General features: G+C 67.4%; 19 protein-coding genes and 1 pseudogene. 4 read left to right on the top strand and 16 right to left on the bottom strand.

The annotated features are described in order from the left end of the window. Positions 1–58 precede the first annotated feature (58 nt). From ACW4E8_RS11570 to ACW4E8_RS11560, 3 genes are read right to left on the bottom strand one after another with little or no spacing between them, the layout of a single operon-like run. On the bottom strand, positions 59–817 hold the full coding sequence (locus tag ACW4E8_RS11570) for a glucose 1-dehydrogenase (RefSeq protein WP_456804631.1): 759 nt from the start codon (positions 815–817) through the stop codon (positions 59–61). 25 nt (positions 818–842) lie between these two features. Beyond that, positions 843–1,700, bottom strand: coding sequence for an SDR family NAD(P)-dependent oxidoreductase (locus tag ACW4E8_RS11565; RefSeq protein ID WP_456804630.1), 858 nt, complete (start codon positions 1,698–1,700; stop codon positions 843–845). Further along, positions 1,697–2,116: a nuclear transport factor 2 family protein gene (locus ACW4E8_RS11560; RefSeq protein ID WP_456804629.1), complete on the bottom strand. Its 420-nt coding sequence runs from the start codon at positions 2,114–2,116 to the stop codon at positions 1,697–1,699. Before ACW4E8_RS11560 ends, ACW4E8_RS11565 begins: the two co-directional genes overlap by 4 nt. Before the next feature lie 234 nt (positions 2,117–2,350). Between ACW4E8_RS11560 and ACW4E8_RS11555 the strand changes: the two genes are divergently transcribed. After that, complete coding sequence (locus ACW4E8_RS11555; protein ID WP_456804628.1) at positions 2,351–3,217, top strand: SDR family NAD(P)-dependent oxidoreductase; 867 nt, start codon at positions 2,351–2,353, stop codon at positions 3,215–3,217. A gap of 68 nt (positions 3,218–3,285) precedes the next feature. On the opposite strand, the gene ACW4E8_RS11550 is transcribed toward ACW4E8_RS11555, so the two are convergent. The 3 genes from ACW4E8_RS11550 to ACW4E8_RS11540 all read right to left on the bottom strand — a co-directional run bounded on the left by ACW4E8_RS11550 (position 3,286) and on the right by ACW4E8_RS11540 (position 6,948). Then, the gene (locus tag ACW4E8_RS11550) at positions 3,286–5,313 is read right to left on the bottom strand and encodes a T6SS phospholipase effector Tle1-like catalytic domain-containing protein (RefSeq protein WP_456804743.1); all 2,028 of its coding nucleotides are present in this window, start codon (positions 5,311–5,313) and stop codon (positions 3,286–3,288) included. Between the two features lie 127 nt (positions 5,314–5,440). Further along, positions 5,441–6,202, bottom strand: a complete 762-nt coding sequence (locus ACW4E8_RS11545) for a DUF3304 domain-containing protein (protein WP_456804627.1) — start codon at positions 6,200–6,202, stop codon at positions 5,441–5,443. Then, positions 6,199–6,948, bottom strand: coding sequence for a DUF3304 domain-containing protein (locus tag ACW4E8_RS11540; protein WP_456804742.1), 750 nt, complete (start codon positions 6,946–6,948; stop codon positions 6,199–6,201). Before ACW4E8_RS11540 ends, ACW4E8_RS11545 begins: the two co-directional genes overlap by 4 nt. A 338-nt stretch (positions 6,949–7,286) precedes the next feature. Here ACW4E8_RS11540 and ACW4E8_RS11535 point away from each other — a divergent pair. Continuing rightward, a pseudogene (locus ACW4E8_RS11535) lies at positions 7,287–8,019 on the top strand (SDR family NAD(P)-dependent oxidoreductase); the annotation flags it as partial. A gap of 172 nt (positions 8,020–8,191) precedes the next feature. Here ACW4E8_RS11535 and ACW4E8_RS11530 read toward each other — a convergent pair. The 9 genes from ACW4E8_RS11530 to ACW4E8_RS11490 all read right to left on the bottom strand — a co-directional run bounded on the left by ACW4E8_RS11530 (position 8,192) and on the right by ACW4E8_RS11490 (position 18,703). Next, positions 8,192–8,656: a nuclear transport factor 2 family protein gene (locus ACW4E8_RS11530; RefSeq protein ID WP_456804626.1), complete on the bottom strand. Its 465-nt coding sequence runs from the start codon at positions 8,654–8,656 to the stop codon at positions 8,192–8,194. Further along, positions 8,656–10,296: a FadD3 family acyl-CoA ligase gene (locus ACW4E8_RS11525; RefSeq protein ID WP_456804625.1), complete on the bottom strand. Its 1,641-nt coding sequence runs from the start codon at positions 10,294–10,296 to the stop codon at positions 8,656–8,658. The genes ACW4E8_RS11530 and ACW4E8_RS11525 overlap by 1 nt, the downstream gene beginning before the upstream one ends. A 1-nt stretch (position 10,297) precedes the next feature. Beyond that, positions 10,298–11,365: a 2Fe-2S iron-sulfur cluster-binding protein gene (locus ACW4E8_RS11520; protein ID WP_456804624.1), complete on the bottom strand. Its 1,068-nt coding sequence runs from the start codon at positions 11,363–11,365 to the stop codon at positions 10,298–10,300. Between the two features lie 27 nt (positions 11,366–11,392). After that, a complete protein-coding gene (locus tag ACW4E8_RS11515; RefSeq protein WP_456804623.1) occupies positions 11,393–12,157 on the bottom strand; it encodes an SDR family oxidoreductase in 765 nt (254 codons plus the stop codon). Further along, the gene (locus ACW4E8_RS11510; RefSeq protein WP_456804622.1) at positions 12,141–13,844 is read right to left on the bottom strand and encodes an FAD-binding protein; all 1,704 of its coding nucleotides are present in this window, start codon (positions 13,842–13,844) and stop codon (positions 12,141–12,143) included. Before ACW4E8_RS11510 ends, ACW4E8_RS11515 begins: the two co-directional genes overlap by 17 nt. 19 nt (positions 13,845–13,863) lie before the next feature. Beyond that, positions 13,864–14,388 carry a flavin reductase family protein gene (locus tag ACW4E8_RS11505; protein WP_035826672.1) on the bottom strand — a complete coding sequence of 175 codons (525 nt, stop codon included), beginning with the start codon at positions 14,386–14,388 and terminating at the stop codon, positions 13,864–13,866. Continuing rightward, a complete protein-coding gene (locus tag ACW4E8_RS11500; RefSeq protein WP_456804621.1) occupies positions 14,385–16,139 on the bottom strand; it encodes an FAD-dependent oxidoreductase in 1,755 nt (584 codons plus the stop codon). Before ACW4E8_RS11500 ends, ACW4E8_RS11505 begins: the two co-directional genes overlap by 4 nt. 26 nt (positions 16,140–16,165) lie before the next feature. Continuing rightward, positions 16,166–17,359 (bottom strand): acyl-CoA dehydrogenase family protein, encoded by a 1,194-nt coding sequence (locus ACW4E8_RS11495; RefSeq protein ID WP_456804620.1) that lies wholly within the window; start codon positions 17,357–17,359, stop codon positions 16,166–16,168. Between the two features lie 192 nt (positions 17,360–17,551). Next, positions 17,552–18,703, bottom strand: a complete 1,152-nt coding sequence (locus ACW4E8_RS11490; RefSeq protein WP_456804619.1) for an LLM class flavin-dependent oxidoreductase — start codon at positions 18,701–18,703, stop codon at positions 17,552–17,554. A gap of 211 nt (positions 18,704–18,914) precedes the next feature. Here ACW4E8_RS11490 and ACW4E8_RS11485 point away from each other — a divergent pair, with 211 nt between their 5' ends. Continuing rightward, entirely contained in the window at positions 18,915–19,259 is a 345-nt protein-coding gene (locus ACW4E8_RS11485; RefSeq protein WP_010814000.1) for a VOC family protein, read from the top strand. A gap of 15 nt (positions 19,260–19,274) precedes the next feature. On the opposite strand, the gene ACW4E8_RS11480 is transcribed toward ACW4E8_RS11485, so the two are convergent. Continuing rightward, positions 19,275–20,459 carry a helix-turn-helix transcriptional regulator gene (locus tag ACW4E8_RS11480; protein WP_456804618.1) on the bottom strand — a complete coding sequence of 395 codons (1,185 nt, stop codon included), beginning with the start codon at positions 20,457–20,459 and terminating at the stop codon, positions 19,275–19,277. 402 nt (positions 20,460–20,861) lie between these two features. Here ACW4E8_RS11480 and ACW4E8_RS11475 point away from each other — a divergent pair, with 402 nt between their 5' ends. Then, positions 20,862–21,671 (top strand): SDR family NAD(P)-dependent oxidoreductase, encoded by an 810-nt coding sequence (locus tag ACW4E8_RS11475; protein ID WP_456804617.1) that lies wholly within the window; start codon positions 20,862–20,864, stop codon positions 21,669–21,671. Positions 21,672–21,685 lie beyond the last annotated feature (14 nt).

Below are 21,685 nucleotides of genomic sequence, written 5' to 3'. Positions count from 1 at the left end.
ACAGCACCTCCACCCCCCCCCTGCGGCGCCCCAAAAAAGCGGCCCCCCGCAGCCGGCCTTACAGCCCCGAGATCAACTGCGCGTTATCGATGCGCAATTCCGCGCCATTGATAAAGCGCGACGCGTCCGAAGCCAGGAACAGGACCAGGTTGGCCACATCCTCCGGCTGGCACATGCGTGCCATCGGGTCCGTGCCGATGCCGAGCGCGGCCGGATCCAGGTCCGGCACCAGCGCCTGCGTCATCGGCGTCCAGACTCCGTCGGGATGGATCGAGTTGCAGCGGATCCGGTAGCCGTTTTGCTTGCAGTGCACAGCCACGCTGCGCGTCAGCGCGGTAACGGCGCCCTTCGCGCCGCTGTACGCGCACATCATCGGCAGCCCGCCCAGCGCCGCCACCGACGACATCACCACGATGGAGCCCCCGGCGGGGTTGCCCTTCATTGCCTGCACACCGAACCTGCAGCCCAGGAAATAGCCGTCGGCATTGACGCGCATGACCTGCCGCCAGCTGTCGAGCGAGGTTTCCTCGATCGACCCGAGCGGACAGATGGCCGCATTGTTGACCAGCACGTCGAGCCGGCCGAAGCGGTCCTGCGTGGCGGCCATGGCCTTGCGCCAGTCCTCCTCGCTGGCAATGTCGTGGCGCACGAACATGGCCGCATCCCCGATCTCCCGGGCCAGTGCCTGCCCGGCCTCCTGGTTGACATCGCTGATGACCACGCGCGCGCCTTCGGCCGCCAGCAGCAGCGCGTCGGCGCGCCCGACCCCGCTGGCCGCGCCGGTCACCAGCGCAACCTTGTCCTTGACTTGATGCATCGCTTCTCTCCTTGGGTTGTCGGCTTCAGCCGGCTTCGGGAATCCTGCCGGCCAGCACGGCCTGCAGCGCGGCTTCGCCATACACCGCAGCCACGGTTTCATCGAGGATGGGATTGCCGCGCAGCTCGCTGCCACCGTCCACGGCGATGCTCTGTCCGGTCACCCAGCCCGATTCCGGTCCTGCCAGGTAGCGCACCGCACTGGCAATGTCGTCCGGTTCGCCGGCGCGGCCCAGCGGCATCTGCGCGACGAACTTGTCGAGGATGGCCGGGTTGTCGAACATCGGTCCGGTCGCGCCGGAGCGGGTGAGCCCCGGACGCACCGCATTGACGCGGATGCCGCATCCCGCCAGCTCCTCGGCCGCGGCGCGCACGAACGCTTCCAGCCCCGCCTTGGCGGCGCAGTACGCCGACAGCCAGCGGCAGGTCATGCGCGCCGCGTTCGACGAGATGCAGACGATCGCGCCGCCATGCGGTGCCATCAGCGGCGACGCATGGCGCACCGCCAGGAACGCGCTGGCGATGTTCAGCTCCAGCTCCGCCATCAGCGAGGCGGCGTCATGCATCAGCAGCGGACGGAAACCGCCCCCGCCGACGGTTGCGACCACGATATCGAGGCGCCGCTCCAGCTCCCAGGCCTGCTGCAGCGCGGCCTGCACGTCATCCTCGCGGCAGGCGTCGCCGACGCTGATTGCCACGGTGGCGCCGGGCAGCTGCGCGCACAGGCTGCGCCGTGCCGCTTCCAGCGCTTCGCGCCGCCGCCCCATGAGTACGACCGCCGCGCCGTCGCGCAGCAGCGCCAGCGCGCTGGCCGCACCGATGCCGCCGGCGCCGCCGGTGACGAGGGCCGTCTTGCCTTCCAGTACACGGGTCGTCGTCATCATGCCCCCCGCAGCGGCAGGTCCTGCGTCCAGTCCACCAACAGCTCGCGCGCGGCAATGCGCCACTGGCCGTCGCGCCGCACGAAGCGGTCCTGGTAGCGGATGCCCCAGTCCAGCTTGCGCGGCACGCCGTCCTGTTCGTACAGGTGGTTGGCCACGCAATAGGTCTCGCCGGTCGCGCTATCGCCATCGACTTCGACCAGTTGCTGGTGCACGTGATGCTGCGTGGCGCTGTACTGGCCGAGCGATGCCATGCCGTCAGCAATCGCCTGCGGTCCGTCCATGCGGAAGCCCGGCCCGCTCAGCCATGCGTCCGCCGTGAACAGCGCCGCCAGTTTCGGGAAATCGCGCCGGTCCACCGCCTGCGCATAGCGGCAGGTCAGGGCATGGATGGCTTCTTTGCACTCCAGTTCAGACATGGCCAGTCTCACTCCTTGTTGTGACCGCCGGTGCCGAATACGGCGCGCCGGCGGTCGTTGGGATGGGGACTATCGTCGGCCTTGCCGCGCCGGGGGCCATCGTCCGCGTGGAGTATCCGGACCGGGTAGCGCTTAGTCCGAACGAAGGATGTCCCGACGCCACGCCCGCCCCAAGCTTCGATCTACGCGGGCGGCCCGGGCGGAGCCTGCGCATCACTGACACAGGAGACAGACATGAAGCAGGCGGAACAGGCCATCGTCGCCGTCGTCACGGGTGGCTCGCGCGGTGCCGGCAAGGGCATCGCGCTGGCGCTCGGCGCGGCAGGCGCTACGGTGTATGTGACCGGACGCACGGAGCAGGAAGGCAGCGCACCGCTGCCCGGCACCATCCACGCCACGGCGCGCGAGATCGATGCGCTGGGCGGGCGCGGCATCGCGGTCGCGTGCGATCATCGCGACGATGCGCAGGTGGCGCGTCTGTTCGGGCGTGTGCGCAAGGAATCCGGTCGGATCGACATCCTGGTCAACAATGCGACCTTCCTGCACGACGAGCTCATCATGCCGGGGCCGTTCTGGCAGAAGCCGCTGGAGATGGCCGGCATCCTCGACGTGGGCCTGCGCTCGGGTTACGTGGCCAGCTGGCATGCCGCGCCCATCATGGCCGCGCAGGGCCGCGGGCTGATCGTGTTCACCTCGTCATTCGGTGCCAACTGCTATATGCACGGCCCGGCCTACGGCGCGCAGAAGGCGGGCATCGACAAGTTCGCGCACGACATGGCGGTGGATTTGCGTCCGCATGGCGTGGCGGCGGTGTCGGTGTGGATGGGGCCGCTGCGCACTGCGCGTACGCAGCGGGTGTGGGAGCAGCATCCGGACAAGTACGCGTCGTTCGCCCCGGTGGCGGAGACGCCGGAGTTCACGGGCAAGGTCATTCACGCGCTTTACCGCGATCCCGACCTGATGGGGAAATCGGGCCGGGTGTTGATCGCGGCGGAGGCGGCGCTGGGGTATGGGATTGTGGATGCCGACGGGGTGCAGCCGCCGTCGTACCGGCAGGCACTGGGCGGGCCGCCGCCGGTGCATCCGGCGATTGTGGAATAGGGATTGGACTAGCTGCCGCCCTACGCCTTGTGAACAAATGCAACGCGTAGACCTATTCCGCCGCGAAGCTATGCCACCGCAAGCTCATCACCTGCATCCGGCAGATTCGCCGCTGGCGCAAGCGCCAGGTAGGGCTTGCGGTCGTCATCGCCCGCGAAAATCACCCGGGGCCAGCCGTAGCCGCCTGGCGCATATTCGTTAAAAAACGGGATGCGAAACCAGATCCGGCTGTCGTGTACGTAGTCGTCATAGAGTGCGATAGCGGCTTTGTCCAGGCGCGCCACGGCCTCGGGCGAGGTGTGCTGTTTCAGGAAGCTCACTACACCCGCGTCCGGGGCCGCCAGCAAGTCGTCATCCGCGTCCCAGTGTTGCACGAGGGTCGTACGCGCCAAATGGAAGATGAAGCCGCTGCTGGTCAATGTGACGCACGGCGAGTCTGCCCCAGGTTGGTCATGTTTGACGGAAAGCACAGGCACCCGCTGGGGTTGCGGATCGCTGGGATGCCAGGCAAATTCCTGCCGATCCACTTGCCAACGCGCCGATTGATCTGGATACAGGTAGCCGAGCAACAGACGCATCTGTTCTGCCCCCTCGCGCAGATCGCTCTGGTCATTGGTAACGATCTCGTCTGCGCCTTCCGCAGGGCGCGCAGGGTCTGTCTTGCCGGCTTGCTGGCCGTACAGGACTTCCCGCCGACGCTGTAACGAGAGCCTGTTCGCCTCAATCTTCTCAGTGAGGTCCGAAACTCCTTGGTACATGGCAGGATAGGGTCGCTGGTTATGCGCATCGGATCGCTCCTGTTCAAGACGGGAAATCTCCGCCTTAAGGCGCTTGCACTCCGGGTCGTCGCGTTCGGCCTTCTCGACATCCCGGAAGACCTTGCGAGGCGTTTTGGCATCCTCCGGAGCAGCCTTGTAGAAGGCACGTTCAGTCACATACTGGCCGGTGCCAACCTGAGCCCGCAATGTACGCCAACTCAGCAGTTGGCCCATGCCAAAGCGCAAGGCGTCTTCCACGCTGGATACGTTGAACAGGTTTCGGCGCCAGTCGTTGAACGCTGCGACGGTACCTGAGTGGATGGCAAAGTCCTCCCGCAGATCATCGCGCTTCTCAATGGAGTCCCCAAGCATAAGGGGCACGCCACGCTTGAGCGCCGCAATGTACATGTCGTGCAGCGGGATTTGGCTGAGCTTGCTGCTGTCCCCGTCACGGGCCTTGCCCTGTTCGTTGGGGCCGTAGCCACCGCCCACGTCGGAGTGCACACCGGGGTAACCCACCTCCCAGCGGCGCAATGTCTTTGGGTAGCTTTCCTTGATCCGAATGGTATCGAGCGGGAAGCTCATGCGCTGCTCGTGGATCGAGTAGAAATGCGCGCAGGCTTTGGCCTCCTCCGGCACGTTCAGCCCGCCCCTGCGGGCAAATCCGGAATGCCCGGCGAACCTGTCCAGGTTGACGGTGGCGCGGGTCGAATCGGGCAGGCCCACAGAGGCAACCGTGTCCAAAAGGCCGAGGAAGTTGACCTCGTAAGGTAGAGCGCGCCGTCCGGTTTGCTCGCTGATCTGGCCGCCAGGCGCCCACTCGTTGATCAGCTTGTTGACAAAGACGCGGGCGCCTGCGGCTCCGCGCGAGAAGCCAAAGACGTTGATCCAGATTTTTTTGATGGCTCGGCTCTGCGGCCCATCGTCAATGCGGTTGCTGTGGGTGATGCCCAGTATGCGAATCTTGTCCATCAGCTTGGATGCATTGCCCTTTGCAGTTGCATCACAGATTGCCTTGGCATGGTCGTCACTAATAAGCTGAGCATCTGCGTTCCGTATAATCGCATAGTGCACAGCATTGAGCACGCGAGTCATCCCCCAGACGCAACGCTGGTCAAAGCCTTCGGCCAGCGCCTTGCCCTTCGGGGAGTAGTCGGGTTCGCCCAGCTTGGCAAATGGCGTACCGACGCCAGGAATGTAGTACGAAAACAAGCCCTCGTCCGGCTTAAGCTTTGACACGCTGAACAAACGCGCCACATTGGTGTGGGTCTTGAACTTGGAATCCCGCCACGTTTCGTTGTCTGCATCGTCATTATTGTTGGTGCCGTCGAAGAACAGGTTGATGTGAATGGTCTGGGGGCATTCGCACAGAGGGTCGGTCCATACCCCGCACCCAGGGACCAGGCTGCCTTGCTTTCAGCAAGGCGTCCGCCTTCCGGCATCAGTTCCGGCCAATGCACAACCGTCATTGCAGACCTCCCCGTCGGTATTTAAGATTCCACTCGTCGTCACGCACGCCCTGCGCGATCAGTGGATCATCGTCTGCGGGTCGCTTGTTGGCATTGTTTCCACCATCGTGATTGCCGTCCACAATCATCAGCCTGACCCGGTCGCCGGGCAGAAATATGACCCAGGCACCGCCGGTCTGAGACCCGTCATACTGCGCGATACGAACGTTTTCAGCCTTGTACCAATAGCCCGGGGTCTTGCCATCCTGAGCCTTGTCCACCAGCCAGCGCACGGTGACGCGAAGATCGGGTTGCCATTGGCGCGGGAAGGTCACGCAGCAACGTCCCCCTCCTGTTGATGGATGTCCGTTTGGCTCTACCGGCATCACGTTACCGCCCCCGCCACCAATTTCGCCCGGCCCTTTGATACTTACGCGGTGAATATAGAAGGGGGTGTAGTTCAGAGGATTGACGTCACCGGCGATGTATTTTGACTTTGGCTTGGCATCCGCAAGCCAGGAATCCTCTGTGCTGGCACAGGCAGTTGCACCTGCCAAGACGGCAGCCAGAACCGGGATAAGCATGGCCCGCCACACGAAGCCTTGCCATCGGCCATGCTCCGGCGCGCAGTCAGCCGTCAACCGCTTCCTTACCGATGTACGCCCCTGCCTCATGGCGTAGCCCGCATGACGCAAGTCGGCTCCCGATGACCAAGCGTCCTTGCTCTGCGCCAGTCGCCCGCCTTCTGGCATCTGCTCCGGCCATTTCACAACGGTCATTGCAAACCTCCGCGTCGGTATTTGAGATTCCACTCGTCGTCGCGCACACCTTGAAAAACATCCGGATCGTCTTCCGCCGGGCGTTGACTGACACTGTTTTGGCCATTGGCGTTGCCGTCTGCAACCATCAACTTGACCCGGTCGCCCGGCAGGAAGATGGCCCAAGCACCATAGGTCTCATTGCCGTTGTATTGGGCGAAGCGAACGTTTTCGGCCTTGTACCAATAGCCCGGAGTCTTGCCATCCTGAGCCTTGTCCATCAGCCAACGCACGGTGATGCGAAGATCGGACTGCCATTGGCGCGGGAAGGTCATGCAGCAACGCCCCCCTCCTGTTGATGGATGTCCGTTTGGCTCTACCGGCATCACGTTACCGCCCCCGCCACCAATTTCGCCCGGCCCTTTGATACTTACGCGGTGAATATAGAAGGGGGTGTAGTTCAGAGGATTGACGTCACCGGCGATGTATTTGGACTTTGGATTGGCATCCGCAAGCCAGGAATCCTCTGTGTTGGCACAGGCAGTTGCACCTGCCAAGACGGCCGCCAGAACCGGGATAAGCATGGCCCGCCGCACGAAGCCTTGCCATCGGCCATGCTCCGGCGCGCAGTCAGCCGTCAACCGCTTCCTTACCAAGGTGCGCCCGTGCCTCATGGCGTAGCCCCCATGACGCAAGTCGGCCGCTTCGTATTGCTCTGCATATGCTCTCCGTTTTGGCTTGTGCTTCACGCGTGTGCGCACGATCATTTGCACGCAAAATGCTTAAGGAATCAATCAGCTAATTCCTAACCGCGATGAAAGATCTTGTTGTCTGTGCTGAATAATCTCAAATCACAGGTACGGACAGCCCGATCCCAAGCGCGCCCATGCAGGCCCCGTGTGGCGCTGCACGGTTGACCTGAAATATGACCCGCCTCTGAAGTACCAGGGTTGCGCCTCGATGAAGGCGGGGGCATTGGCGGGCTCGATGGTCGGCACCGAGGGCGCGGGCACCAGCACCCGCCACCAGCGCCCGGAATGGCTCAGGTGCGAATCGTCAATCAGATAGCACAGCCCGGTACGGCCACAGCGTTTGCAGCGCTCAAGGGCCACTGCCCGGCGCCATCCACGCCACTGCACGCGAGGTCGATGCGCTTGGCGGGCGCGGCATCGCCGTGGCCTGCGACCACGGCGATGACAAGCAAGTCGCGGCGCTGTTCCGCCGCGTGCGCGAGGAGTCCGGACGGGTGGATATCCTGATCAACAACGCCACCTTCCTGCATGACGAACTGATCCTGCCGGGACCGTTCTGGCAAAAGCCGCTGGAGATGGCGGGCATCCTTGACGTGAGCCTGCGCTCGGGCTACGTGGCCAGCTGGCACGCCGCTCCGGTGATGGCCGCGCAGGGGCACGGGCTGATCGTGTTCACCTCGTCATTTGGCGCCAATTGCTATATGCACGGGCCGGCTTACGGCGCGCAGAAGGCCGGCATCGACAAGTTCGCGCACGACATGGCGGTCGACCTGCGACCGCATGGCGTGGCGGCGATGTCAGTGTGGATGGGGCCGCTGCGCACTGCGCGTATGCAGCGCGTGTGGGAGAAGCACCCCGACAAGTACGCGTCGTTCGCGCCGGTGGCGGAGACGCCGGAGTTCACGGGCAAGGTCATTCATGCGCTTTACCGCAATCCCGACTTGATGGGGAAATCGGGGCAGGTACTGATCGTGGGCGGAGGCGGCGCTGGGGTATGGGATTGTGGATGCGGACGGGCTGCAGCCGCCTTCTTACCGGCAGGTGATGGGCGGTCCGCCGCCGGCGCATCCGGCAATTGTGGAATAGGGATTGAATTAGCCACGACCCCTCGCATACGCTCCCCTCTCCCGCGCAGTGGGAGAGGGGTGGGGTGAGGGCCGGAGCTTCAACGAAGTAAAGCCGTCGGTATGCCAGCGCCCACCCTCACCCCCTGCCCCTCTCCCGCAAGCGGGAGAGGGGAGCAAACAAGCGCACCCTGCTACGTACCTTCCGACAACAACCCCGTCGAAAACACCGTCGACCGGATCATCCACGCCCCATCAACCCGCACATACTCATCCGCATAGCGCCCCGTCAGGAACGTGCGCGAACCACTGGCATCATCCAGCGCCAGGTAGGCCAGATCCCAGCTGCCCTGCGCCAGATTGTCATCCAGTACACGGATATCCCCCTGCCCCGCAAAATGCATCTCCCGCAGCGTTGGCCGGCACGCCAGCTCCGCAAAGCACTGCACCAGCGCCTCGCGCCCGGCAAAGCTGCCGATCCGGTCATAGTGGATATGCGCGTTGTCCGGCACGAAGCAGGCGCGCATCGCGTCAGGGTCCTTGTCATCGCAAGCGCGCAGGTAGCGCAGCTTGAGCGCGCGGATCGCCTCCGCGGCTTCCAGCCGCGCAAGGCGGCCGGCAATGGAGGCGATATCGGTCATGGTCGGTTCCTTGTTCATCAGGCTTCGCGCAACTGGTACTTCAGCACCTTGCCTGCCGCGCTGACCGGCAGCGACGTCACGAACAGCACCTCGCGCGGCACCTTGTAGTTGGCCATGTGCCGGCGTGCCCAGGCGATCAGGGTTTCGGCGTCAACGCGCGCGCCGTGGCGCAGCACCACGTAGGCACGCCCCACTTCGCCCAGCCGCTCATGCGGCATGCCCACCACCGCCACCTGGGCCACGGCCGGGTGGGCCACCAGCAGCTTCTCCACCTCCGCCGGGTAGCAATTGAAGCCGCCCACGATAAACATGTCCTTGATGCGATCGGTGATGCGCAGGTAGCCGCGCGCATCGAGCGTGCCGACATCGCCGGTGTGCAGCCAGCCATCGCTGTCGATGGCTTCGGCCGTCGCTTCGGGCAAGCCGAAGTAGCCCTGCATCACGTTGTAGCCCCGCACCAGCACCTCGCCCGGCTCGCCGGTGGCGACGGGGTGCCCCTGCGCATCGATGCAGCGGATCTCGATTCCCGGCATGGCGCGGCCAGAGGTCGCGGCGACCGTTTCGGCGTCGTCGCCGGCGCGGGTCAGCGTGGCAAAGCCGCACGACTCGGTCAGGCCGTAGCCGGTGATGATGGTGTCGAAGCCCAGTTCGTCGCGCATGCGCTGGATCAGCGCGGGCGCGATCGCCGAGGCGCCGGTCACCGCGACGCGCAGCGACGACAGGTCGAACTCACGCAGGCGCGGGGCGTTGAGCAGGGTCTGGTAGAGCGTCGGCGGCCCGGGCAGCACCGTGATGCGTTCGTTCTCCACGCGCGTCATCACGGCTTCGGCGTCGAACACCAGGTGGGGCAGCACCGTGGCCCCGCGCGACAGCGCGGCGAGCCATCCGGCCTTGTAGCCGAAGGTATGGAAGAACGGATTGACGATCAGGTAGCGGTCGCCCGGCCGCACCCCCGTGATGGCGGCCCAGCCGTCGATGGCGCGCAGGTTCTGCGCGTGGGCCGTCATCACGCCCTTGGGACGCCCGGTGGTGCCCGATGTGAACATGATGTCCATCAGCGTGTCGCCGCGCACGCCGGCCTCGCACTTTGCGAACGCCGCCATGTCCGCCTGTGGCGCCAGCGCGAGGAAGGCTTCCCAGGCCAGCTCGTCGGGGCCGGGCGCCCGGCCCTGCCCGGGGCGCAGGATCACCAGCCGCTCCAGCGTGGCGGGGCGGTGCGGCGCCAGCATCTGCGGATAGCTTTCGCCGAGGAAGCCGTCGACGCAGAACAGCAGGCGCGCGCCGCTGTCGGCCAGTACGGCACCGGCTTCGGCCCCCTTCATGCGCGTGTTGAGCGGCACCAGCGCCGCGCCTATGCTGTGCGTGGCCAGCGCCGCGATGATCCATTCGGAGAAGTTCGGCGCCCAGACGGCAACGCGGTCGCCGGGCTGTACGCCCAGCGCCATCAGCCCCCGGGCCGCCTGTATCCGGCTGGCGTCGAGCGCGGCGTAGGTGAGGCGCAGCCCGTCTTCCTGGATGGCGATGCGCTCGCCGTGGCGCCTGGCCGCGCGCCGCACCAGCTCGGGAATGGTCGCGGCAATGTCGTCGTTGGCGGCGGCGAGGTCGAGGTCGAGGCCGGCCGGTGCCGCAAGGGCGTCGATGATGTCAGATGGGGTCATGTCAATCCGGGAACTTCAGGTGGATTTCGCCGCTGGACGGGCGGGCCTGGCAAGCCAGGGTCCAGCCCGCCTCCAGGTCGGCGCGGTCGAGCACATGGTTCTCGCCGAGCGTCACGTCGCCCTGCGTCACCTGGCACATGCAGGCGCCGCACAGCCCGGCGCGGCAGGAATTGGGCGCGGCCACGCCGGCGCGCTGCAGGGCGTCGAGCACGGTTTCGTCCGGCGCCACGCCGACGTGGTGGGTCTCGCCGTCGAGCTGCACGGTCAGCGCGGCACCGCGCATCGCGGCCACGGGAGACGCCGGGGCGGTGTCCCCCGCGCTGGCGGCCCCGCTTGCCGGTGCCTTTGCCGCCGGCACATCGGGCAAGGACACGAAGCGCTCCACATGCAGCTGCCCGCGCGGCACGCCCAGTGCCTGCAGCGCGGCCTGGGCGCCGTCCATGAACGGGCCGGGTCCGCAGACAAAGCACTGCGCCACGCTCCACGGCCGCACCAGTTCCTCGATCTGGCGCTGCGTGGGCGGCCCCTGCACGCTGTCGAGCCAGTGGATCACGCGCAGCCGGCCAGGGTGGCTGCGCGCCAGTTCCGCAAGCGCCTCGCGGAAGATGATGGAGCGCTCGTCGCGGTTGGCATAGACCAGCGTGACCGCGCCGCGCCCGTGGCGCAGCGCCGCCTTGGCGATCGACAGGACCGGCGTGATGCCGCTGCCGCCGGCCAGCAGCAGGAAATCGCCATGCAGCGCAGGCGGGGTGAACACCCCGGCCGGCGGCATCACCTCGACCGTATCGCCCGCGCCCAGATGGTCGCAGATCCAGTTGGACACGCGCCCGCTCTGCACGCGCTTGATCGTCACGCGCAGGGCGTTGTCCACCTCAGGCGTGCTCGACAGCGAATAGCAGCGCTGCAGCGGCACGCCGTCCACGGGCACGCGCAGGGTCAGGAACTGCCCGGGACGGTAGGCAAACGCATCGCGCAGGCCGTCCGGCAGCGCGAATACCAGCGAATGCGCCTGGTCCGTTTCCGTGACCACTTCGGCGATCTGCAGCCGGTGGAATTGCACTGGCGCCATGATGTCCTTCTTCTGCTTGGGGCGGGGTCAGGCCACGCCCATGATGGTCTGCGCGTTGTCGATGCGCAGTTCCGCACCGTTGATAAAGCGCGATTCGTCGGAGGCCAGGAACAGCACCAGGTTGGCCACGTCGCGCGGATGGCACATGCGCTGCATCGGCTCGGCGCCGCCCACCTCCTCCGGCAGGGCCGCGGTGCCGCCCGGCAGGAAGGCCGCGGTCATCGGCGTGAGGATGCCGTCCGGGTGGATCGAGTTGCAGCGGATCCGGTAGCCGCTCTGCTTGCAGTGCCCCGCCACGGCGCGCGTGAGCGCGGCCACCGCGCCCTTGCTCGCGCTGTAGGCGCAGAACGCGCCCATGCCGCCCAGCGCCGCCACCGACGACATGTTGACGATGCTGCCGCCGCCCGCCTTCATCGCGGCCACGCCGTACTTGCAGCCGAGGAAGTAGCCGTCGGCATTGATGCGCATCACGCGCTGCCATTGCTCCAGCGTGGCGTCCTCGACCGAACCCAGCATCAGGATGGCGGCATTGTTGACCAGCACGCTGGGCGCGCCGAATTGCTTTTCGGTGCGCGCCATCACCTGCTGCCAGCCGGCTTCGCTGGCGATGTCATGCGGCACGAACAGCGCCGTTTCGCCGATCTCGCGCGCCAGCGCATGGCCCGCTTCCTCGTTGAGGTCGGTCAGCACCACGCGCGCGCCTTCGCGCGCCAGCAGCAGTGCGTCTTCCTTGCCGACGCCGCTGGCGGCCCCGGTGACGATGGCAATCTTTCCTTCAGTACGTTGGCTCATGGGTGGTCTCCTCGTTGGTGTGTGCCTGCCGGTCGCCGGCAGGCTGTCGTGTCAGATGGCGGCCCGCGTTGCGCCCCGACCAGATGCAGTCGGCAAGCGACAGGCCGCTTACGTAATGGTTGGATGCGATGCCAACGGCAGTGCGGCCCACGGCGTAGAGCCCTGGAATGGGCGTGCCAGCGGCGGCCAGTACACGGCCACTGGACTCTTCCACCGACAAGCCGCCCAGCGTGATGGCCGGACACGGAAAGACGCGGCTGTTGGCCGAGATGTCGATGGCGAGCCACGGCCCGTTCTCGAGCGACGCGCACATCGGCGCCGACTTGCCGGCCGGATCGGGAATCTCGCCGCGGGCCGCGGCGTTATAGGCATCGACGGTGGCCCGCAGCGCCGCGCCCGGCATGCCCAGCTTGCTGGCAAGCGCTTCGAGGCTGGCGGCGCGCCGCGCCCCCGCCAGCATCAGCAGCGCCGCGGGCAAGGCCTGGAAGGCCCACAGCCGGCCGCCCAGGCATTCGCGCAGGGCGGCGCGCGCCAGTTCGCGGTTCAGGACCAGCCAGGCCCGCCCGCCGTGCCGTTCGCAGATGGCGTGGCCAAGGGTGGCGCCATAAGTCTCCTCGTTGCCGATGCGCGCACCCTGCGCATCGACCACGCAGCCGCGCGCCCAGTCGAACGGCGGATTGATGAAGCGCCATGCCGAAACCCGCTCCAGGTGCCGCGTGGCCGCGCCAGCCGACTCGCCGAGGCGGATGCCGCTGCCGTCGCAGCCGGTTGCGCCAAGGCGCCAGGTCCGCAGGTACTTGCCGGCGTGGCGCGCCACCATGGCGCGGTTGAAGATAAAGCCCCCGGTGGCCAGCACCACCGCGCCGGTGCGCACCGCGACCGGGCGCGCATGGCGCAGTTCCAGTTGCAGCACGCGCTCGCGCAGCAGGTCGGCCAGCGCAGGCGCTGCGTTGTGCAGGCGCTCGGCCAGGCGCGCCAGGCGGGCGTGGCGCCTCTGGTGGCGGCCCGGCGGCAGTTGCCACAGCTCGATGCCGACAACCGCGCCGTCCTGGTCGAGAATCAGCCGCCGCGCCGCGGTCTGGCGCATCACCGTCACCTCCGGCCGGGCCTGCACGGCGCCGCGCAGCACGCCGTACAGCGTGCGGCCGGACATGCCGGGGCCTTTCACGCGGTGACCACGCGGCGCGGGCGCGGCATGCTGCGCATACGCGGCCACCGCTTCGTTGCCGGAGTAGTAGAGGTAGTAGGGCTGCGCCGGATACGAGGTCTTGCGCGGCGGCACGGTGGCGGCAAAGCGCACGCCCAGGCCTTCCAGCCAGCCGATCATCTCGCGGCTGCGCTGACAGAACGCCTGCAGCGTGGCATCGCTGACGACCCCGCCCGTCTCCTGGCGCAGGTAGTCCGCCATCGCCTGCGGTGTATCGGCATAGCCCGCGGCGGACTGGTAGGGCGTGCCGCCACCCGCGTAGACCACCCCGCCGCTCTTGGCGCTGGCGCCCCCGCCTTCGAAGCGTTCCGCAACGATCACGCGCGCGCCGCCATGCGCGGCTTCCAGCGCGGCACAGGCCCCGGCAGCGCCGAAGCCCACCACCACGGCATCGCAGGCGGCCTGCCACGGGTATGCGTGCGGATCGTCCAGGCGCAGCGGCGCGTGGACCGGCGTGGCGGAATCGGGCGGAGGGTACATGCTGGCTTGCGCTCCCGGCTTATGCCGAACACAGTGCGCCAAGCGGCGCGGACGTGGTATAGGCACCATCGACATAAACCAGCGGCGACACCTCGCCGGCCAGCTTTACCTCGCGCAGGCGCCCGATGAAGACCGCGTGCGTGCCGTAGTCGAAGCGGCCATCCTGCTGGCAAACCAGGTTCGCCTGGGCGTCGCGCAGGCACGGCACGCCGAGCAGGTCGTCCTCCCACTCGCCACTGGTGAAGCGTTCCTCGCCCTTGAGCCGGCCGCTGCAGTCCACCGCGATATCGCGGTGGTCGGCTGCCAGCAGGTTGATGCAGAAGTCCGCACCGGCATCCAGCGGCGGGTAGATCGAAGAATTGCGGTTGATGCAGATCAGCAGCGAAGGCGGGTCCGCGGACAGCGAATCGACCGCGGTCACGGACATCGAATAGCGGCGCTCGCCATGGCGGCAGCTGATCACCGCCACCGAGCGCGCCATGCGGCGCATCGCCATCAGCATGTCATCGCGCAATGCGGTGCTGGGTTCGGGGTTGGCGCTCATAAGGCCTCCTGTACGGTTTGAGCATGGGGCGCGGCGGCAGGCTGGCGCGCGTTCTGGGAGAGCACGTCGGCAGCAATAAAGCCGAAGGTCATGGCCGGGCCCAGTGTCGAGCCCGCGCCGGGATAGCTGGTGCCCATCATCGAGGCACTGGTATTGCCGATGGCGAACAGCCCGGCGATGGCGGTGCCGTCGTCGCGCAGCACGCGCGCGCTGGCGTCCGTCACCAGGCCGCCCTTGGTGCCGATGTCGCCGGCATCGATGCGCACGGCGTAGAACGGCGCCTTGCCAATTGGCGCCAGGCACGGGTTGGGCTGCACTGCCGGGTCGCTGTAGTAGGTATCGAACAGGTTGTCGCCCTTGCCGAATTCCTCGTCGACGCCGGTGGCCGCATAGCGGTTCATGCGGGCCACGCTGTCGGCCAGGCCATCGGCATCGACACCGATCTGCTGCGCCAGCTGCGCCAGCGAGTCGGCGCGCACCAGGATGCCGGACAGGCTTGCCGGAATGCTGCGGTCCGGCATGACCGAGCCGGGCAGGATCGGCCCGCACGGGTATTTGTGGCGGAAGGTGGCGTCGAACACCATCCACGCCGGCACGCTGCTGCCGGTCTTCTCGTGGTCGCGGTACATGGCGGGCACGAACTCGGAATACGGCGCGGCCTCGTTGACGAAGCGCCGGCCCTGCCCGTTCACCACCAGGCAGCCGGGCATGGCGCGCTCGATAAAGAGCGCGCGCTGCTTTTCCTCGCCCTGCACATGCACGGTGGGTGCGCCCCAGACGTGGGACATCAGCGCCACGCCGGCACCGGCGGCCTGGGCCGCGCGGATGCCGTCGCCGGTGTTATTGGGCGGGGTCGCGCTCCAGGCGGCCTGGGTCGGTTGCGGCAGGTACTGTTCGCGCATGGCCTGGTTGCGCTCGAAGCCGCCGGCGGCCAGGATCACGCCGCGCAGCGCGCGGATCTCCACCACGCGCCCGTCCTGCACCGCGCGCACGCCGCGGACGGTGCCGTCCTCGACGATCAGGTCCTGCAGCGCGGTGTCGAGCCACAGCGGAATCGCACGGTCCATCATCGCCCGCCGCAGGCCGCCGACCAGGCTGTTGCCGAGCGTGAGCCGGCGGTCGCGCCGGGTCTTGCGGCGCCAGCCCAGGTCGAGCCAGTAACGGGCAAACTGGCGCACCGCCAGGCCAAACCAGCCGGGCGCGCGGCACAGCAGTGCATGCGCCTCGGCCGAGGTCACGGCCACGCGCCCGCCCACCAGCGTGCCCGGCGACGGCGGCCGCAGCCGCGAGAATTCCTCGCGCAGCTGCGCGCCGTCGAACGGCATCGGGTCGAGCGCGCGGTAGCCCGGCATCGCACCCGGAACCTTCTGGAAGTAGTCCGCGTAGCGCGGCAGCGTGTAGTAGCGCACGCCGGCCTGCTGCTCCAGGTACTGGAGCATGCGGGGCGCCTGCTCAAGATAGGCGCGCACGCGCTGCGGATCACCGTGCTCCCCGGCGCACGCCAGTATGTATTCCAGCGCCGTGGCGTAGTCGTCGCGCCCGCCTGCCGGCGCGATATGGTGGTTCAGCGGAATCCAGATGCCGCCGCCGGACACCGCCGAGGTGCCGCCGTACTGGCTGCTCTTTTCCAGCACCACCACCGACAGTCCGCGGTCTGCGGCGCGGCAGGCGGCCAGCATGCCGCCGGCGCCCGAGCCGACCACCACCACGTCAAACTCGCTGGGCTGCATGCGCGCTCTGCTCTGGCTCATATTGGGTCTCCGTGCCGGCACGCGGCTCAGATGAAGAAGTCAGTGTTGGCGCGGCCCATCATCACGCCGCCCAGGTTCTGGCCGAAGCGGTCCAGGTTGTTGGCGTAGTGGGCGCGGGCCGCATGCAGGTCGAGGAAACGGCGCACCATCGGGTTGCTGCGGTAGATGCCGTTGCCGCCGGCATAGCGCAGCAGGCCGTTGGCCAGCTGCGCGCAGCGCTCGGCCACTTGCGCGGACTGGTAGCGGAAATGCAGGCGGCGCGGGGTCTGCACCTGGCCGCCTTCACGCGCAACGGCCAGCAGCTCGTCGAAATTGCGCTCAAGGATGGTCCGCATCTCGTCGATGGCGAGCTGCGCGTTGGCGCAAGCCATCTGCGCGCCGCCGTCTTCCGCGGTCTTGCCGCCACCGTTGCTGCTGACGCGGCCGTCGGCATAGGCGACAAAGTCATCGAGCGTGCCTTCCAGCGCCCCGATGCAGGCGGTGCACACCGCGCGCACGAAGATCTGCGCGAACGGCAGCCGGTACAGCGGAACGTCATTGGCGGCCAGCCCCGGGCTGGTGCCCATGGCGCCATCGACGGCGCGGTGGGTGCGGTACTCGGGCACGAACACGTCCTCGACCACGATATCGTGGCTGCCGGTCGCGCGCAGGCCCAGCACATCCCAGTTGCGCACGATCTTGTAGTCGGAGCGCGGCAGCAGGAAGGTGCGGTAGTCATAGGCGCCGCCCGGCTCCGCCGGCGGCACCAGCCCGCCCAGGAAGACCCAGTCGCACAGTTCGCTGCCGCTGGAGAACTTCCAGTGGCCGGAAAAGCGATAGCCGCCTTCGACCGGCGTGACCTTGCCCACCGGCATATAGGTCGAAGCGATCAGCGTGGCCGGATCGCTGCCCCACACTTCCTGCTGCGCGCGCTCGTCGAACAGCGCCAGCTGCCAGTTGTGCACGCCGACCACGCCATAGACCCAGGCGGTGGACATGCAGCCCTTGGCCAGCGCCATCTGGATGCGGAAGAAGGTCTGCGGATCGAGTTCGTAGCCGCCGTGGCGGCGGGGCTGCAGCACCTTGAAGAAGCCCGCGGCCTGCATGTCGGCGATGGTCTCGGCGGGAATGCGCGCTTCGGCCTCGGCCTGCGCGGCGCGCTGGGCCAGCACCGGAATCATCTGCTCGGCACGCGCGATCAGCCGTGCCGCCAGTTCCTTGGGATTGTTGTCGTGATGCACCGCGGTCTCCTTGTTGCTTGGTCTTGTAGCTGGCCTTGATGTTTGCACCGGTGGGGCGGGGTGCCATCGTCTGTTGGGACTAGCTATGTCGCGATTTGGGGGCGGGACTCCGTGGATGCGCCGGCCCTCTCCCCCGGCCCCTCTCCCGCAAGCGGGAGAGGGGAGCAAGCCGGCAGGCTTGCATAGCGCCGATCAAGCCAGCGCGCGCAGCTTCCGTCCCTGCTGGCGGAAGTGCGGGATCACGTGCTCGCCGATATTGCGGATGGTTTCCAGCTGCGCCCACTGCGGCACCGTGCCCATCTGGCAGATGAACAGGATCTCGTCGGCGCCGGCATCGATCAGGCGCTGCACGTAGCCGATGCAGTCCTCGACGGTGCCGTAGGCATGGTTGGGGTTGAGCATCATCATCGACGGGTCGCTGAAATCCACCGAGACCTTCTCGGAGGCGAACTTGGTGTTGATGACGGCCTTGCCCTGCGCGTCCGTGGCGGTGACATGCTCGTCGTCCCAGGTGGACGGGTCGGGCCGCTCGCCGCCGGCATACCAGTACGACAGCGACTCCATGAAATAGCGCTGGCCCTTGATGCCAATCTTGCGCGCGGCCAGGCCGTCTTCCAGCACGATGGTCGGGCACAGCGCGGCCAGGTGCTGGTGCGGGCGGAAGCCCACCTGGTCCTCCGGCTTGCGGGTCTCCCACGCGGTACGGTAGATCTCGTTCTTTCTGGCGACATCCTCGGGGCCGCCAAAGCCGAGCACCAGCGCACCCATGCCGCGCGCGCCGGCGCGCTGCAGGGTGTCGGCATTGGTGCAGGCCAGGTACATCAGCGGGTGCGGGTCCTGGCGCGGCTTGGGGTGGATCGGGCGGCGCGGGATCTTGATGAACTCGCCGTCGTGCTCGATCTCGTCCTGCGTCATGATCTTCGGGATCAGGTACATCGATTCGTCGATCATCGGGTGCAGGCTGTTCAGGTCGTAGCCGAAGGTGCCGGCCTCCTGCTGGGTGCCACCCTTGCCCACGCCGAAGTGCACGCGGCCGCCGGACAGGATGTCCAGCGTGGCGATGCGCTCGGCCACCTTGACCGGATGGTTCATCGCCGGCGGCAGGCACACCACGCCGTGGCCGATGCCGATGCGCTGCGTGCGCCCGGCAACGAAGGCCAGGAAGGTCTCCGGCGCGCTCATGTGCGCATAGTTGGTCAGTGCGGTGTGCTCGACCGCCCAGACCACGTCAAAGCCCATGTCCTCGGCCAGCACCACCTGTTCCATGATTTCATCGAACACCTTGTGGTCGCCGGCACGCGAGGCATCGACGGTCTGGGCTTCATAGATCAGTGAAAAACGCATTGCAGTCCCCTTCTCTGGCAGTGATGGTTCAGGACCGCTGCCGGGGCGCCGCCCGTTGCCGCGCCACCGGCCCGAAGCGGCCTGTGTGATCGCAGTGTGGTCGGCGCAAGGCGTTGCAACATCGTCTGATTGGATTATGAGCAGTACATGGAGCATCCCTATCATTGGCCACGGGCATCACGCCCGCTTTCACCAGGAGGATCAGGACATCATGCAAGCCAGGCTGCTGCTTTACCCCGTCGCGGACATCGACACCGCGCTGCCGTTCTTCACGGAAGGACTCGGACTACCCGTGAAGTTTCGCGACGGAAACCGCTATTGCGCGCTCGACGCGGGCGCGCTGACGCTGGCGCTGGTGGCCGGCGAGGAACGCCTGGTGGACCAGCCCGCGCTGGCCTTCAAGGTGGATGAGGGTGACGATATCGCCGCGGCGATGGCGCGGCTGGTGGGCGCCGGTGCCGGCGTGACGCTGCCCGCGGCGCAGGGGCCGCATGAGACGCGCGCGGTGCTGGAAACGCCGGAAGGCTTTGCGCTGGTGCTCAGCGCAAAGCCCTGACGTGCGTTACGTGGATTAGCCCAGCGAAATCACGCTGCTCAGCAGCATGCGGACCAGCGTGGCCTGCCGGGTCACGCCGGTCTTGGAGAAGATCGCCCGCAGGTGCGCGCGCGCCGTGTTCTTGCTGATGCCGAGTTCGTCCGCGGCCTCATCGAGCGTGAGCCCGTTGGCCAGCTGCAGCGCCAGCTGCGTCTCCGCCGGGGTGAAGTCAAAGAGCTGGCGCACCACCTCGTGCGAGGCCTGCGAGCGCCGCTCCGGGTCGCGGATGAACACCACGCAGGCGGGGCGCTTGCGGTTGTCCTCGGACCACTCGCTGAGCGGGATGGTGCGGATCAGCACGCCCAGCCTGGCGCTGCCGGACGGGCGCGTGATCGACATCGCTTCCATCAGCGCCGGCGTGGTGCCGAGGTGGCCCATCATGGCCTGGCGCAGCAGGCGCTGGAACTTGCGGTTCTCCTGGCCGTATTCCACGTCCAGCCCGCCTTTGGCGACGCGGATGCCATCCTTGGCGCCAAGGATTTCATCGGCGGCGGCATTGGTCTTGATGATGGCGCCGGACTCGTCCAGGATCACCATCCCGACCAGCATGCGGTCGATGGCGCTGGCATACACGGTGCGCTCCGATTCGACCACGTCGATGCGCGAGTGCAGGTCCACCGCGCGCTTCAGGTGGGGCAGCAGCGCGGTGCACAGCGCCTTGTCCGCGGCGGAGAAGTCGCGGCCGTCATGCTCGCGGCAAACGCGGAAGCGGCATTCGACGCCGTCATCGGTACGCAGGTCCGCTCCCAGGATATAGCGGATGCCGATGTCCTTGAGGAACTGCTGGTAGAGCTCGCTCTGGCACCAGGCGCCGGGACCGAGATGTTCGTCGATGGTCACCACCCGGTCCGACGGCAGGCCAATGAACGGGTCGAGCGCGTAGTAGTAGTTGTTGTAGGAGGTCTCGCCCGGCAAGGTCGAGCCATGCTCGGACGCATTGACCATCAGCCCGGGACGGTCCGTGGCCGGCGAGCGCAGGATCAGCGTGACATAGTTGGCGTTGAGCTGGCGGCGGATCTGCTCCAGCGCCTTGCCCCAGGGCACCTGCTCCATCGGGCCCTGGTAGATATTGCCCAGCAATGTGCTGAACTCCGACAGCGACACCGTCGCCTGCGCGAACAGGTGTGCGGTCGCCTGGTTCTGGCTAACCTCCATCAGCATTTCCTCTGTCTCCATTGTGGCGTGCGCAGCGCTTCGGTCGTGCCGGGTCGGCGCTGGCCTGCTACGGGCTCTGTGGCCCTTTTTTGTGCCCTGATTATAGGGACGGCAAAGGGGTCGCGGCTTGCCCCCGCCTTCATGGTTTGCCCTAAGCAAGACCGGCCACACAACGCTGGCCGGACTAGTCCTGCGGGACAGGCCAATCCTCACGCGCCGGCGGGCCGAACACATACTCCAAACAGACTAAGGACAGACCCATCCCGGCCGTTCAAGGGCAAACCCCTACACGCCGTGTGATGCCGCCCTGTCCTACCCAAACAGACGATGCCGTGCCGCCGGGCTGCCGCTACAAGTCAGCCATGCGCGGCGATCCCCGCCGCCTTCTTTTCACGGAGAACCACGACCATGGCGGCAAACCCGCGGCAGCAGGCCGCAGTGATCACCGGAGCGGCCAGCGGCATCGGCCGCGCGCTCGCGCAGGCCCTGGCAGCGCAGGGCTACGCGCTGGCGCTGGCCGATATCGACGCCAAGGCGCTAGAGGCGGCGCGCGCGGCGCTTGCCGGCCAGGGGGCAAACGTCATTGCCGTGCCCACCGATGTCTGCGACGTGCGGCAGATCGAGCACCTGTGCGAGGAGAGCTTCCTGCGCCTGGGCCGTGTCGACCTGCTGGTCAACAACGCCGGCGTGCTCGCCACCGGCCGCTGCTGGGAGCTGCCGCCGGAGGTGTTCGACCATGTGATGCGCGTCAACCTGTGGAGCGTGCTGCACGCGCTGCGCTGCTTCGTGCCGCGCATGGCGGCGCAAGGCGCGGGCCATATCGTCAACGTGGCCTCGATGGCCGGCCTGGCCGTGGGGCCCTGGCTGGCCCCGTACACGCTGTCCAAGCAAGCGGTGGTGGCGCTGAGCGAAGGGCTCGCGCTGGAACTGCAGGCCGCGGGCCTGCCCCTGGGCGTGTCCGTGGTCTGCCCCGGGCCGGTGGCCACCGGCATCGCGGCCGGCCTGGACGGCGGCGGCCGGCAGGAGGTGGACCAGATGAACGGCGCGCTGCGCAGCGGCATTGCCGCCGGCATGACGCCGGACGCGGTCGCACGCTACATCCTGGACGGGGTCTCGGCCGGCCAGTTCTGGATCCTGCCGCACGAGCAGGCCGTGCATGCGGCGCTGGCGCGCGCGCAAGGCATTGCCGCCGGCACCCCGCCGGCGTTCGCGCTCTGACACTGATTTCCCCA

The organism is Cupriavidus sp. CP313 (assembly GCF_054072015.1).
This window is presented reverse-complemented; position numbering and strand designations above follow the sequence as displayed.

What these genes read in the sequence shown, in the direction of transcription:
- ACW4E8_RS11570 (WP_456804631.1), bottom strand. Translation starts at nt 817, where the DNA reads ATGCATCAAGTCAAGGACAAGGTTGCGCTGGTGACCGGCGCGGCCAGC.
- ACW4E8_RS11565 (WP_456804630.1), bottom strand. Translation starts at nt 1,700, where the DNA reads ATGATGACGACGACCCGTGTACTGGAAGGCAAGACGGCCCTCGTCACC.
- ACW4E8_RS11560 (WP_456804629.1), bottom strand. Translation starts at nt 2,116, where the DNA reads ATGTCTGAACTGGAGTGCAAAGAAGCCATCCATGCCCTGACCTGCCGC.
- ACW4E8_RS11555 (WP_456804628.1), top strand. Translation starts at nt 2,351, where the DNA reads ATGAAGCAGGCGGAACAGGCCATCGTCGCCGTCGTCACGGGTGGCTCG.
- ACW4E8_RS11545 (WP_456804627.1), bottom strand. Translation starts at nt 6,202, where the DNA reads ATGACCGTTGTGAAATGGCCGGAGCAGATGCCAGAAGGCGGGCGACTG.
- ACW4E8_RS11540 (WP_456804742.1), bottom strand. Translation starts at nt 6,948, where the DNA reads ATGATCGTGCGCACACGCGTGAAGCACAAGCCAAAACGGAGAGCATAT.
- ACW4E8_RS11530 (WP_456804626.1), bottom strand. Translation starts at nt 8,656, where the DNA reads ATGAACAAGGAACCGACCATGACCGATATCGCCTCCATTGCCGGCCGC.
- ACW4E8_RS11525 (WP_456804625.1), bottom strand. Translation starts at nt 10,296, where the DNA reads ATGACCCCATCTGACATCATCGACGCCCTTGCGGCACCGGCCGGCCTC.
- ACW4E8_RS11520 (WP_456804624.1), bottom strand. Translation starts at nt 11,365, where the DNA reads ATGGCGCCAGTGCAATTCCACCGGCTGCAGATCGCCGAAGTGGTCACG.
- ACW4E8_RS11515 (WP_456804623.1), bottom strand. Translation starts at nt 12,157, where the DNA reads ATGAGCCAACGTACTGAAGGAAAGATTGCCATCGTCACCGGGGCCGCC.
- ACW4E8_RS11510 (WP_456804622.1), bottom strand. Translation starts at nt 13,844, where the DNA reads ATGTACCCTCCGCCCGATTCCGCCACGCCGGTCCACGCGCCGCTGCGC.
- ACW4E8_RS11505 (WP_035826672.1), bottom strand. Translation starts at nt 14,388, where the DNA reads ATGAGCGCCAACCCCGAACCCAGCACCGCATTGCGCGATGACATGCTG.
- ACW4E8_RS11500 (WP_456804621.1), bottom strand. Translation starts at nt 16,139, where the DNA reads ATGAGCCAGAGCAGAGCGCGCATGCAGCCCAGCGAGTTTGACGTGGTG.
- ACW4E8_RS11490 (WP_456804619.1), bottom strand. Translation starts at nt 18,703, where the DNA reads ATGCGTTTTTCACTGATCTATGAAGCCCAGACCGTCGATGCCTCGCGT.
- ACW4E8_RS11485 (WP_010814000.1), top strand. Translation starts at nt 18,915, where the DNA reads ATGCAAGCCAGGCTGCTGCTTTACCCCGTCGCGGACATCGACACCGCG.
- ACW4E8_RS11480 (WP_456804618.1), bottom strand. Translation starts at nt 20,459, where the DNA reads ATGCTGATGGAGGTTAGCCAGAACCAGGCGACCGCACACCTGTTCGCG.
- ACW4E8_RS11475 (WP_456804617.1), top strand. Translation starts at nt 20,862, where the DNA reads ATGGCGGCAAACCCGCGGCAGCAGGCCGCAGTGATCACCGGAGCGGCC.